The following is a 13,266-nucleotide window of genomic DNA, read 5'->3' on the forward strand; positions in this document are numbered from 1 at the left end:
TCTGCCTGGGCAGGCAGGGGGGTCAGCGGAAGCCGCCCTCGCTGTTGATGACCTGGCCGGTGACCCAGCCGGCGTCGTCGGTGCAGAGCCAGGAGACCAGCCGGGCGGCGTCGTCCGGCCGGCCCCAGCGGCCCAGCGGCATCCGCTCCCGCACCCACTCGTGCGCCTCCGGCGTCGCGTAGCCGGTGTCCGTCGGGCCGGGGTTCACGGCGTTGACCGTGATCCCCTGCCTGATCAGGTGGTGCGACAACGTCGGCAGGATTCCCACCAGGGCCCCCTTCGACGCCGCGTACGCGACCTCACCGGGCATCGGGCCCAGGTTCTGACCGGACGTCATGAGCACGACCCGTCCGCCGCGAGCGCCGTCGTGCTGCCGGGCAAACGCTTGCGCGAGCAGGATCGTCGACCGCGTGTTCACCGCGTGGTGCGCGTCGAGCATCGCCGCGTCCAGCTCGCCCAACGGCCCGTCGCCGCCGGAGCGGGCGTGGTTGCAGACCAGGACGTCGACCCGGCCGTACGCCTCGACCGCGGCCGCCACCAGCCGGTCGGGCGCGTCCGGCTCGGCCAGGTCGAGGCCCAGGTGCTCGACCCGTCCGCCGATGCCCGCGACGACCTCGTCGACCGAGTCGGCCCCCCACGGCTGTTCGGCGTCGTGCGGCACGTGGTGCTGCACGAACAGGTCGGCGCCGAGTCCGGCCAGGCGCGTGGCGATCGCGTACCCGATGCCCTGCCGCCTGCTCACGCCCGTGACCAGCGCGACCCGCCCGTCGAGATGTCCCATGGGCCAACAACTACCCGACGCGCGCGACACCGTCCAAGTCGATTGCGAGCCGCACCCGGTCACCGACCGACACCGGTCCGACGGCCTCGTACTCCTCGCCGTCGATCTCCACGAGCAACCGCACGTGGTCGCGCCGGTGCACCCGTTCCACCACCGTCCCGGACAACGGCCCGTCGGCGTCGACGCGCAACGCCGTCGCCCGCAGCCCCACTCGCGCAACGTCCAGCCCGACGAACGAACCGGGCACGAACTTGCCGCACCCCAGGAACTTCGCCGTCTCCACGTCGACCGGCGCCGACCAGACCTCCGCGGGCGGCCCGACCTGGACGACCCGGCCGCGCGACATGATCGCCACCCGGTCGGCCAGCGTGAACGCCTCGTCGTGGTCGTGCGTCACGACCAGCGCCGTCGTGGCCGACTCCCGCAGCAGCCGCGCCAGGTCCACCGCGAGCTGCTCGCGCAACGCCCGGTCCAGCGCCGACAGCGGTTCGTCCAGCAGCAGCAACCGCGGTGACGGCGCCAGCGCCCGTGCCAGCGCCACCCGTTGCTGCTCGCCGCCGGACAGCTGCGTCACGCGCCGGTCGGCGTACCCGTCGAGGCCGACGAGCTCCAGCAGCGACACCACCCGCTTGTCGCGCTCCTCGCGGTCGACGCCCTGCATCCGCAGCCCGAACGCCACGTTCCCGGCCACCGACCGGTGCGGGAAGAGCTGCCCGTCCTGGAACACCAGCCCGAACCCCCGCCGGTGCACCGGCACGCCGGCCAGGTCAGCGCCGTCCCAGCGCACCGCGCCCGCGGACGGCTTCTCCAGTCCCGCGACGGTGCGCAGCAGCGTCGACTTGCCGCAGCCGGACGGCCCGAGCAGCGCCACGACCTCGCCGTCGGCGACCTCCAGCGACACGCCGTCGACGGCCGTCGTCCGTCCATATCGGACGGTGATCGAGCCGAGTGCCAGTGCCATCAGAACTCCCCGCTGCTCGGCACGCGCAACCGCTCGATCAGCAGCACGCACCCGACCGTGACGACCATCAGCAGCGCGCACGCCGCGTAGGCCATCTGGCTGTTCAACTCCCCCGGCCGCGACATCAGCCGCGCGATCACCACCGGCAGCGTCGGCGACTCCGGCCGCGCCAGGAAGCTCGTAGCACCGAACTCCCCCAGCGCCACCACGTACCCGAACCCGGCCGCCGCCGCGAGCGAGCGCCCGACCAGCGGCAGGTCGACCTCGCGCCACACGCGGGCGGGCGAGGCGCCCAGCGTGGCCGCCGCCTGCCGCAGCCGTTCGTCGACCGCCCGCAGCACGGGCAGCACCATCCGCACGACCAGCGGCGTCACGACCAGCGCCTGCGCCAGCGGCACCAGCAGCGGCGAGGTGCGGAAGTCGCCCGGCAGCGCGTCCATCGTGATGAGGTACCCGAAGCCGACGGTCACCGCGGACACGCCCAGCGGCAGCATCAGCGCGGTGTCCAGCACCTCGGCGAACCGGCCGCCCGCGCGCCGCAACCCGACCAGCACGACCGCCGAGAACACCCCGACCACCAGCGCCACCGCGGTCGCGTCGAACGCCGTGCGCACCGAGTTGAGCGCCGCGTCGACCCCGGTGACCGCGAGCGTCCCGCGGTCACCGCGGGTGGCCAGCGCGGCGTACCCGGCGAGGCTCCAGCCGTCCCTTGTGGACAGCGAGCGCGTGACCAGCCCCACCACCGGCGTCAGCAGCGCGGCCACGACGGCGAACGCCGCGAGGACCACGCACCACTCACCACCGGACGGCCGGCGTGCCAGCTCCTCCCTGCCGCGCAACGACAACGCGGTCTCCCGCCGCCTGCGGGCCAGTGCTCCGAGCACCAGCACCGCCAGCACTGCGGCGAACTGGAGCAACGACAGCGCGGCGGCACCGGACAGGTCGAACAGCTCGACCGTCCGCAGGTAGATCTCGGTCTCCAGGGTCCGGTACCGCGACCCGCCGAGCACCAGCACCACACCGAAGCTGGTGGCGCAGAACAGGAACACCACCGCCGCGGCCGACCCGACGGCGGGGGCCAACGCCGGCAGCACCACCGACAGGAACGCCCGCGGCCGTGACGCCCCCAGCGCACGGGCGGCGTCCTCGGCCCGCCGGTCCGTGTGCGCCCACAGCCCGCCGACGGTCCGCGCGACCACGGCGACGTTGAAGAACGCGTTCGCCAGCACGATCGGCAGCACCCCGCCGTCGGGCCAGAACGTCCGGAACGCCAGGCCCACCACCACGGTCGGCAGCACGAACGGCACCATCACCGCCGCGCGCACGAACCCGAGCCCGCGAATCCGGCACCGGGCCAGCACGAACGCGAGCGGCATCCCGGCGAGCACCGCCACGGCCGTCGAGGCGAGGGCCTGGCCCAGGGTGAACCCGACGAGCTCCCAGGTCTCCCCGGCGAGGACCGCGTCGAGCACCCCGCCCTCGCGCAGGCCGAGGGTGACGATCGCCAGCACCGGCCACGCGAAGAAGAGTCCGAGGAAGGCCAGCGGCAGCAGCGCCGCCGCCGACCACCCGGTGCGGGCCGACAGCAGCGTCAGCCCTGCACGAGCTTGCGCCACTGCTCGACCCAGGCTTCGCGGTTGTCCTTCACCTTGTCGGCGGGCAGCGTCTGCGGGTTCGCCGGCAGCGGGGCGTCCTTCGTCCACGACTCGGGCAGTGCGACGCCCTCGCGCGACGGGTAGACGTACATCTGCTCGGCGACCTGCGCCTGGAACTCCTCGCCCAGCAGGAAGTCGAGGACCTTCTTCGCGTCCTCGGAGTTCTTCGCGCCGGACAGCACGCCCGCGTATTCGACCTGGCGGTAGCAGGTGCCGAGCACGGCCTTGGTCTTGCCGCCCTCCGCCGACGGCGACGACGCGTACGACACGACGATCGGCCGGTCGCCCTTGGTGGCGGAGAACTCCTGGTTGTAGGCCTCTTCCCAGCCGCTCACGACCTTGACGCCGTTGGCCTTGAGCTTGGTCCAGTACTCCTGCCAGCCGTTCTCGCCGAACTTCGCGATCGTGCCGAGCAGGAACGCGAGACCGGGCGAGGACGTGGCCGGGTTCTCCACGACCAGCTTGTCCTTGAACTTCGGGTCGACCAGGTCCTCGTAGGAGGCCGGCTCGACGCCGCCGAGCTTAGCCGGGTCGATGTTGAGGCACACGTCACCGACGTCGACGGCCTGCAGCCGGTTCGTGCCGTCGACCTGGTAGCGCTGCGCGCCCTTGGCCGCCTCCGGCGAGGCGTACTCGGCGAAGACGCCCTCGGCCAGCGCCCGCGACGCGAACGTCGAGTCGACGCCGAACGCGACGTCGCCGATCGGGTTCGACTTGGTGAGCACCAGCTTGTTGGTGAGCTCACCCGCGTCACCGCTCGCGATCTGCTTCACGGTGATGCCGGTGGCCTGCTTGAACTCGTCGAGCAGGCCGTCCTTCACCGCGAACGAGTCGTGCGTCACCAGCGTGACCTCGCGCGCCTGCGGGGCGGTCGACGTGCCGGCCGAGCACCCGGTGACCAGCGCCGCAGCGGTCAGAGCAGCGAAAATCCTTCTCATCATCTCTCCCTACGCCGGTATGACCCGGATCAGGTGGACGGTCGAGGGCTTGCGAGCCCTCCTCTCAGCCCGGCGCTTCACCGGACTCCCGTGGCGAACGCGCAGCTTACGTGACGTGGTGGGACGATCAGGACATGGCCGAGCTGTTGAGCGACGATCAGTTGAACGACGTGCTGCCCAAGCTGCCCGACTGGACCGCCCAGGACGCGGCACTGGTCCGGACGGTGGAGCTCGCGAGCTTCGCGCAGGCGATCATGGTCGTGAACCGGGTCGCGGAGATCGCGGAGAACGACAACCACCACCCGGACGTCGACATCCGGTACAAGACGCTGACATTCCGCCTGAGCACGCACTACAAGGGCGGGATCACCGCGCTGGACGTCTCCCTCGCCGAGGAGATCGACGGGGTGGTGGACGCGCTCTCCTGAGGGAAGGCTGCCGTCAGCCGGCGACCCGGCTCGGTGCGCCGTCCGCGGCCTTCTCCTCACCGGAGGGCGGGCCGCCGGCCCGGCGCCGGGCCGCGAGCCCGATCGCGACCAGCGTCAGCAGGCCCGCGGCCGGGTAGCCCCAGCCGAGCACCACGAGGTACCAGGGGCGGGCGAAGTCCCAGATGTTCGGCTGGGCGAGCAGCAGGAACGAGATCAGGAAGCCGCCGGTCAGCAGCACCCACAGGCAGGCGGTGATCGTGCAGAGCACGTGGCCGCCCTCGTAGACCAGCCACAGCAGGGCGGGCACCACCCACACCCAGTGGTGGCTCCACGAGATCGGCGAGACCAGCAGGCCGAGGAACTGCACGCTGACGATCAACGCCAGCACGTCCCTGGTCCTGCTGACGGCGAACCACGTGAGCGCGGCCGCGACGACGACGGCGACGAGGTAGAGCGGCCCGGTCTGCACGTCGTGGCCGACCGTGCGGCTCAGCGCGCCGCGCATCGACTGGTTGATCGCGCTGCCGACCGGCCCGACCCGGCTCGCGTCGCCGAGCAGCTGGAACCAGAACCTGTCCGACTGCGACGGTGAGATCGCCCAGCCGATGCCGTACGTGGCCGCGAAAGCGACGAACGACCAAACGGCCGCCATCCACCTCTTCGTGATGAGGAAGTACAAACCGGAGATTGCGGGCGTCAGCTTGATGCCCGCGGTGAAACCGACACCCGCGCCACCGACCCAGTTGCGCGCGCTCGCGAGCGTGCCGATGAGGATCGCGCACAGCACCAGGTTGATCTGCCCGTAGTTGAGCGTGGTGCGCACCGGCTCGATCCACAGCACCAGCGCGGTCCACAGCATCGCGCGGCGCGGGTCGTCGAGCCTGAGCAGCTTCAGGCTCGTGCGGACGATGAAGTACAGGCACCCGAGGCAGATCAGCTGCCAGATCCAGCGGGAGGCCTCCCACGGCACCCAGCTCATCGGCGTGAAGATCGCGGCCGCGAACGGCGGGTAGGTGAACGGCAGCGGGAAGACGTCCGCGTACTGGTCGAGCCGCCACTCGTAGAGGTCGCCCCGGAACAGGTGCGGTGATCCGTTGCGGTAGACGAGCAGGTCGATCATGGTCATCTTCGCCTGGAAGGCGACCATGAGCAGGTGCCCGACCACCGACAGGGCGAGCAGCCACGGCGCTACGGAGAGCACACGCGCTTCCACAGCACGGAGTTTCACGCGGAAAACGTTACTCGATGCAACGCGAGTGGGTACCCGAGCGTCATCAGAACGGGAGAGATCGCTGTAGGGAGTTTTTCTGATCATGTCTGTTGATCTTGTTGTTGCCGCTGTCGCCGCTCTGGGCATGCTGGGAGTCGCGTTCGGAGTGTTCGCGGCGGCCGCTCGGAGCAAGAGCAGCCTCTAGGCAGCTGAAGCCGGAGCAACGTCCACAAACCGTTGCCACCCAAGCCGAAAGGGGGAGCCTCCACAGTGGAGGCTCCCCCTTCTGGCTTCGTAGCCCTGCTTCAGGACCGCGGTCCTGGCGTCAGGACCTTCTTAGAAGTAGTGCGCGCGACCGCCGATCGGCTTGCCGACCGCGCCGAGAACGGCGAGGATCGCGCCGATGACCAGCAGCACGACACCGATGGTCGTCAGAATGCTGATACCGGCGAGCCATCCGACGACGAGCAGGATCAGTCCGAGGACGATCATGACACCTCCAGGTGGGGAAATCCTCAACTCGGATACCCCACGAAGGTCGGTACAAACACGAATTTTCTAGCCCCGCACGACATTCAGCTCTCTGCGCACGTCTCGTGACGATCCGTCATCACGTTCGCCGATGATGTATTCCGCCTCGCGCAGACATTCCTCGCACCGCCGCAGGTCACCGGTCTGCTTGAGGACCTTCCCGAGCAGCACGAGCGTGTGCGCCAGGTCGTACGTCGCCCGCATCTCGCGCAGCAGGCCCACGGACTCCTCGTAGTACGCGATGGCCTCGGCATACCGCCCGGCCTTCAGGTGCAGGGCGGCGAGCCCCTCGATGTTGCGGCACAGCACCGGGGTCGGCCGGACGCCGGCCTCCCGCATCGCCACCCGCGCCTGTTCCCCGACCACGAGCGCCTGCTCGTCGTCACCGGACATCAGGTAGAAGTCGCCGAGGCTCGCGAGGTAGTTCGCCCGCTCCACCCGGTCGGCGAGCCCATCGGCCAGGTCCCGCACCCCGAGCAGGGCGGCCAGCCCGTCCGCAGGACGGTCCTGGAACTGGTAGATCTGGGCGAGGCCCCTGGTCAGGTTCACCCTGGAGGCGGGGTCGTCCTCCTCCAGCCGCAGCGCCGCCCGCAGGTGCAGCTCGGCGTCGTCCAGCGCCCGCATGGCGATGTACGTGCCGATCAGGCAGCGGTGCATCCGCGCACGGCCCCAGCGGCTGCCGGCGCGTTCCGCCGCCGTGAGCCCCTGGAGGTTGAGCGCCACGGCAACGGCGAGGTCACCGGCCCGCAGGACCGCCAGGTGCATCGAGAACGCCAGCGCCCACGCGACGTCGTCCGCGCCGGACCGGGCCGCGTGCGCCACGACCCGCAGCAGCGCCGGTTTCTCCGCGGCGAACCACTCCCCCGCGGCGGCCAAGTCCGCGACCGGCCGGACCACCGCGTGCGCGACCGGCGGTGCGACCGGCGGCTCGACGACCACCGACCGGACCTGCGCCCAGGCGAGCAGCGAGGTGTGCAGGTAGTGGTCGAACATGCCACGCAGCGCGTGCTCCCGTTCGGTCTCCGGCAGCTCGGCGGCCCGTTCCGCCGCGTAGTCGCGCAACAGGTCGTGCAGGGAGTACCGGTCGTCCGCGCCGTGCTGGACGAGGGTGCCGGCGACGAGCTCGCCGAGCGCCGCGCGAGCGGTCTCCACCGGCACCGCGGCGAGGCTGGCCGCGGCGTCGGCCGTGAAGTCGGGGCCGGGGTGCAGGCCGAGGAGCACGAACACCCTCGCCGCGGTCGCGCTGACCGACCGCAGCGACCACGAGAACACGCCGCGGATGCCGGTCGTGGGGTCGTCGATGTCCAGCGCGTCGAGCCGTTCGCCGTCCAGCTCGCCGGCGAGGGTGCCCAGCGCGTCGCCGTACGCGGCACGGGCAGCGACGATGCTCAGCGCGAGCGGCAGACCCGCGCAGCGCCGCACCAGGCGGGCCACCGCCTCGGGTTCCGCCGCCACCCTGGCCGGCCCGATCCGTTCGACCAGCAGGTCGACCGACTGCCGGTCGTCGAGCACGTCCAGCGCGACCGGCAGCGCACCCTCCCGTTCCACCAGCCCGCTGAGCCGGTTGCGACTGGTGACGACCACGAGGGTCGCCGCACCGCCGGGCAGCAACGGCCGCACCTGCTCGACATCACGCGCGTTGTCCAACAGCAGCAGCACGCGGCGTTCGGCCAACGCCGACCGATAGGCCGCGAGGAGGGCGTCCTCCGCCACCGGCACACCGGCCGCGGCGAAACCGAGCGCCACCAGGAAGTCACGGGCCACCGACAGCGGGTCGACCGGCTCGGCACGCGAGTCGAACCCGCGCAGGTTCACGTAGAGCTGCCCGTCGGGGAACCGGTCAGCCTGCTCGTGCGCCCACCGCACGGCCAGCGCGGTCTTGCCGACCCCGCCGATCCCGTTGATCGCCGAGATCAGCACGGGCTCACCCGGCCGCGCCCGCACCAGCTCGGTGAGCCGGTCGAGCTCCCGCTCCCTGCCCACGAAGTGCGGCACACCGGCCGGCAGCTGCCGGGGCACGTCGTCGGGCGGCACCTCACCGCTGAGCACCTGCCGGTGCGCGTCGCGCAGCCGTTGCCCCGGACCGGTTCCCAGCTCGGCGGCGAGGCGGGCGCGGACCTCCTCGTAGACCGCCAGCGCCTCCGCCTGCTGGTCCGACCGGTGCAACGCCAGCACCAGCTGCGCCCAGAACACCTCCCGCAACGGGTACCGCGCGACCAGCGCCCGCAGCTCGGGCACGAGCGCGCCGGTGTCGCGGGCGAGGTCCTGGTCGATCCGGCGTTCCAGCGCCACGACCTGTTCTTCGAGCAGCGGTGGCACGTCGTCGCGGTGCAGCGGCTCGGAGACCACGTCGGCCAGCACCGGGCCGCGCCACAGCGCCAGCGCCGCGTGCAGCTCCCCTTTTTCCACCAGCACGCGGAACCGCGTGAGGTCCAGCTGTTCCGGCGCCACCACGGCCGCGTAGCCGCCGCTGCGGGTGGTGACGCAGCCGGCCGCGCCGAGCGCCTGCCGCAGCCGCGTCACGACCATGTGCAACGTCTTGTGCGCCCGGTCCGGTGCGGGCGGTGCGCCGTCCCACAGCCGGTCCACCAGCTCGTCGACGGACACGAACTCGTTGGCGCGCAACAACAACGTCGCGAGCAGCACCCGGCAGCGGCCGGCCGGGACGGTGACCGGCGCACCGTCGAGCAGGACCTCCAGCGGCCCCAGCACCCGGTACTCGGCCTTCACGCCGGCGTCCCGTCGGCGTCCTCGATCCGGTCGAGCCGGGCGAGCAGGTCCTGCAGGTCCTCCGCCCCCTGGTAGTACGTCGAGTCCTGGCTGCCCTTGATGATCTGCACGGCTTCGAGGAGGCACTCGCGCGCCTGGACGGCGTCCCCCATGGCGATGAACGCCTCGCTCATCTTGCGCAGGCAGTCGGCGATGTTGGTCGCGGTCCGCATGTCCCGCCACATCTGCAGCGCCCGCCGGTAGATCACGACGGCCTCGGTGTGCCGTCCCAGCGCGTGGTGGATGTCACCCAGCGTCTCCGTGTTGCCGCACGGTCCCTCGTCCTGGCCGTTGAAGTCGGTCTCCGCGAACTTCTCGGCCGCCTGCAGGCAGAGCTGCAGGGCCCGCTCGTGCTGCCCGACGGTGTGGTGGGCACGGCCCAGTGCGGCGAGGTGGCGGCCGACCTCGTAGCTGTCGTCCTGGCCCACGATCCGCGGGTGGATCTCCGCCAGCACGTCGAGCGCGTCCGCCAGCCGGCCCTGCCGTTCGTAGGCGAACGCGAGCCCGCGCCGCAGGTGCGCCTCCGCGAGGACGTTGCCGCCGGGTCGGGCGCACCGGATCGCCTCGCGCAGGTGGAACTCGGTCTCCCCGTAGTCGTCGAAGCTCATGAGGATCGCGGCGATCCTGCGGTGCATGAGGCTCTGCGCCTCCACGTCGCCGAGCCGCTGCGCCGCCGCCAGCCCGAGGCGGTGCAGGCCCACCGCCTCCCGCATGTAGCCCTGCCGGGAGAGGTAGCCGTGCAGCATGAACGGCACCCGCCAGACGACGTGGTCCGCTCCCAGCTCGTTCGCGCGCTCGACGGTGCCGAACAGCACCGGGTACTCGGCGCCGAACCGCGCCCACGCCACGTCCGAGTCCGGGACCTCCTCGACGACCACCCCCGGCGAGGGCGGCTCCGTGACGACCGGCGGGATGTTGAACTGCAACCGCTGCCAGCAGTTCTGGGTGAGGTGCAGGTAGTGCTCGAACATCCGGTGCACCGCCGCGTCCCGCACCTGCGCCGGCAGCTCGGCCGCCCGTTCCGCCGCGTAGTCGCGCACCAGGTCGTGCTGCGAGTACCGGCCGCTCGCACCGACCTGCACGAGGCTGCCCGCGACCAGCTCGGCGAGCGCGCGCCGGGCCTCGGCCGCCGGCAGCGCGGTGAGGCTCGCCACGGCGCTCAACGCGAAGTCGGGGCCGGGGTGCAGCCCGAGCAGCACGAACGTCCTGGCCGCCGGCTCGCTGACCGACCGCAGCGACCACGAGAACACACCGCGGACGCCGGTGGTCGGGTCGTCGATGTCCAGCGCGTCGAGCCGTTCGTCGTCCAGCTCGTCGGCGAGGGTGCCCAGCGAGTCCCCGTACGCGGCACGCGCGGCGACGATGCTCAGCGCGAGCGGCAACCCGGCACACCGCTTGACCAGCCGCCGCACCGCGTCCGGCTCGGCCTCGACCCTGGCGGCGCCGACGCGTTCGACCAGCAGGGCGACCGCCTGCCGTTCGTCGAGCACGTCCAGCGCGACCGGCAGCGCCCCTTCCCGCGCCACCAGCCCGGCGAGCCGGTTGCGACTGGTGACGACCACCAGGTTCGCCGCGCCACCGGGCAGCAACGGCCGCACCTGCTCGACGTCACGCGCGTTGTCGAGCACCAGCAACATCCGCCGCTCGGCCAGCGCCGACCGGTACGCCGCCACGAGCGGCTCCCCCGACGTCGGGATCTCGTGCGACGCGAAGCCCAGCGCTACCAGGAAGTCGCGGGCCACCGACATCGGGTCCGCGGGCTCGGCCTGGGAGTCGAACCCGCGCAGGTTCACGTAGAGCTGCCCGTCGGGGAACCGGTCGGCCTGCTGGTGCGCCCACTGCACCGCGAGCGCGGTCTTCCCGACGCCGCCGATCCCGTTGATCGCCGAGATCAGCACCGGCTCACCCGGCCGCGTCCGCAACAGCTCGGTGAGCCGGTCGAGCTCCCGCTCCCGACCGACGAAGTGCGGCACACCGGCCGGCAACTGCCGCGGCACACCGCCGGACGGCACCTCACCGCTGAGCACCTGCCGGTGCGCGTCGCGCAACCGCTGACCGGGGTCGACCCCGAGCTCGTCGGCGAGGCTCCTGCGCACCTCCTCGTAGACGGCGAGCGCCTCCGCCTGCTGGTTCGACCGGTGCAACGCCAGCACCAGCTGCGCCCAGAACGTCTCCCGCAACGGGTGCTTCCCGATCAACGCCCGCAGCTCGGGCACCAGCACGTCGGTGTCCCGCGCCAGGTCCTCGTCGATGCGCCGCTCCAACGCCACGACGTGCTCCTCCACCAGCGGCGGCACGTCCTCGCGGTGCAACGCCTCCGAAGCGACGTCGGCCAGCACCGGCCCCCGCCACAACCCCAGCGCCGCCCGGAACTCCCCCTGCTCCACCAACGCCCGGAACCGCGTGAGGTCCAGCTGCTCCGGCGCGACCTCCGCGCGGTACCCACCGGACACCGTCCGCACGCAGTTGGCCGCCCCCAACGCCCGCCGCAACCGCAACACGACCGTCTGCAACGTCTTGTGCGCCCGTTCCGCAGCCGGCGGCGCCCCTTCCCACACCCGGTCCACCAACTCGTCGACGGACACGAACTCGTTGGCGCGCAACAACAAGGTGGCCAGCAACACCCGTCCCCGCCCAGCCGGGACGGCGATCGGCTCGCCGTCGGCCAGCACCTCGAGCGGTCCCAGGACGCGGTACTCGACGATCACACAGCGAGAGTCTAGGTGTGATCGTCAACCGAGTACCCGCGCGTTCCGACCGCGCGGGCCGGGAGTCCAGGTCACCGTCAGGACGCGTACGGGTCGATAAGCGTCAGCGGTGTCCGAGCCGCTTCGAGGGCCGGTTCCGGAAAAGCCGAACCGGCCGTGTAGAAGCGCGCACGGGTGCGACCGACAGGTGTGAGGACCCCGGCGGCGACCAGGTCCCTGAGATCACGCTGGGCTCGTTGCAGGCCCAGGTCCTCGGCTCGCTCGTAGCGGGTACGGCGCACCCGGCCCGACATCGCGACGTCGTGCAGAGCCGACACCACCCTCTGCTCCAGCCCCCGGGACGCGGCGAACTCGTCGAGCAGCACCCACACGCGACCAGAACGGTCCAGGCGACTGCGCACGGTCTGCGCCTGCTGGTGGTAAGCGGTGAGGTTGAACCGAACCCAGCCGGAGACGTCCTGGTCAGGACGGTAGATCGCCCCGCGGCTCTGCAGTTCGCGGTAGTACTCCCAGGTGTTGCCCGGCCGCCCGAGCCACGCCTCGATCGAGGAGAACTCCGGCGCCAGCTCTCCCTCCCTGGCGATCATGAGCGTCTGGAGCGACCGGGACATGCGGCCGTTCCCGTCCGCCCACGGGTGGATGGAGACGAGGTGGAGATGCGCCATCGCGGCACGCACGAGCGGATGACTGCCGTCGTCCGCGTTCAGCCACTCCACCAGCTCGCCCATCAAATCCGGCACGTCGGCCGCTTCGGGCGCCGTGTACACCGCGATGCTGGGGTCTCGGGCATCCGTCACGTACACCGCGCCGCGACGCCACTGGCCAGCCGGCTTGCGCGGGGTGTTGCGGTGCCCCTGCAGCATCCAGTGGAGCGCGTTGAGGAGCTCCTTGCCGTACCGGAAGTCCTCGACGTCGTGCAGCGTCTGGATGTACGTCATCATCCGCTGGTAGGCGAGCGTCTCCTCGCGATCTTCTTCGGAGACGTCGACGTCCCGTTCACCGTCGATCAGGTCCTCGACGTCCACGGTGGACACCTTGAAGCCTTCGATCGAGTTGGAGGCGGCCACCGCGTCAGCGGTCAGGAACTTGCGCAGCCCGTCGGTCCACTTCGTCGGAGCGGACCGGACCTGGAGGCGCAACGAGCGCCGCAGTTCCTCGATCTCGTGCAGAACACGCTGATCTTCAGACCTGAGGACGGGCGTGGGGTACAGCATCGACCAACAATAGAATGACGCAAACATTGCGTCAATGCGTCAGGTGCCGGACCTCGACGATCCGGCACCGT

At 71.5% G+C, this 13,266-nt stretch carries 10 protein-coding genes; 1 reads left to right on the forward strand and 9 read right to left on the reverse strand.

The genetic code is table 11. The annotated features are described in order from the left end of the window. Window positions 1-22 precede the first annotated feature (22 nt). The 4 genes from ACZ7CD_RS13250 to ACZ7CD_RS13265 are packed head-to-tail and all read right to left on the reverse strand — an operon-like array spanning window position 23 to window position 4,338. Window positions 23-781, reverse strand: a complete 759-nt coding sequence (locus ACZ7CD_RS13250; protein ID WP_470378955.1) for an SDR family oxidoreductase — start codon at window positions 779-781, stop codon at window positions 23-25. A gap of 10 nt (window positions 782-791) precedes the next feature. Next, window positions 792-1,742 carry an ABC transporter ATP-binding protein gene (locus ACZ7CD_RS13255; protein WP_470378956.1) on the reverse strand — a complete coding sequence of 317 codons (951 nt, stop codon included), beginning with the start codon at window positions 1,740-1,742 and terminating at the stop codon, window positions 792-794. Beyond that, a complete protein-coding gene (locus ACZ7CD_RS13260) occupies window positions 1,742-3,358 on the reverse strand; it encodes an ABC transporter permease (protein ID WP_470378957.1) in 1,617 nt (538 codons plus the stop codon). Before ACZ7CD_RS13260 ends, ACZ7CD_RS13255 begins: the two co-directional genes overlap by 1 nt. Next, window positions 3,334-4,338 carry a thiamine ABC transporter substrate-binding protein gene (locus ACZ7CD_RS13265; RefSeq protein ID WP_470369413.1) on the reverse strand — a complete coding sequence of 335 codons (1,005 nt, stop codon included), beginning with the start codon at window positions 4,336-4,338 and terminating at the stop codon, window positions 3,334-3,336. The genes ACZ7CD_RS13260 and ACZ7CD_RS13265 overlap by 25 nt, the downstream gene beginning before the upstream one ends. A 131-nt stretch (window positions 4,339-4,469) precedes the next feature. On the opposite strand from ACZ7CD_RS13265, the gene ACZ7CD_RS13270 reads away from it, so the two are divergent. Beyond that, on the forward strand, window positions 4,470-4,763 hold the full coding sequence (locus ACZ7CD_RS13270) for a 4a-hydroxytetrahydrobiopterin dehydratase (RefSeq protein WP_458429324.1): 294 nt from the start codon (window positions 4,470-4,472) through the stop codon (window positions 4,761-4,763). A gap of 13 nt (window positions 4,764-4,776) precedes the next feature. Here the strand turns inward: ACZ7CD_RS13270 and ACZ7CD_RS13275 are convergent, their stop codons facing one another. From ACZ7CD_RS13275 to ACZ7CD_RS13295, 5 genes are all read right to left on the reverse strand, one after another. Next, window positions 4,777-6,120: a mannosyltransferase gene (locus ACZ7CD_RS13275; protein ID WP_470378958.1), complete on the reverse strand. Its 1,344-nt coding sequence runs from the start codon at window positions 6,118-6,120 to the stop codon at window positions 4,777-4,779. A gap of 189 nt (window positions 6,121-6,309) precedes the next feature. Beyond that, window positions 6,310-6,465: a DUF6131 family protein gene (locus ACZ7CD_RS13280; RefSeq protein ID WP_170067891.1), complete on the reverse strand. Its 156-nt coding sequence runs from the start codon at window positions 6,463-6,465 to the stop codon at window positions 6,310-6,312. Window positions 6,466-6,531: 66 nt separating this feature from the next. Next, the gene (locus tag ACZ7CD_RS13285) at window positions 6,532-9,234 is read right to left on the reverse strand and encodes an AfsR/SARP family transcriptional regulator (RefSeq protein WP_470378959.1); all 2,703 of its coding nucleotides are present in this window, start codon (window positions 9,232-9,234) and stop codon (window positions 6,532-6,534) included. Beyond that, window positions 9,231-11,981 carry an AfsR/SARP family transcriptional regulator gene (locus ACZ7CD_RS13290; protein WP_470378960.1) on the reverse strand — a complete coding sequence of 917 codons (2,751 nt, stop codon included), beginning with the start codon at window positions 11,979-11,981 and terminating at the stop codon, window positions 9,231-9,233. The genes ACZ7CD_RS13285 and ACZ7CD_RS13290 overlap by 4 nt, the downstream gene beginning before the upstream one ends. Before the next feature lie 77 nt (window positions 11,982-12,058). Next, window positions 12,059-13,222 carry a Fic family protein gene (locus ACZ7CD_RS13295; protein ID WP_470378961.1) on the reverse strand — a complete coding sequence of 388 codons (1,164 nt, stop codon included), beginning with the start codon at window positions 13,220-13,222 and terminating at the stop codon, window positions 12,059-12,061. Between the last annotated feature and the right edge of the window lie 44 nt (window positions 13,223-13,266).

Source organism: Lentzea sp. NPDC036949, assembly GCF_055608075.1.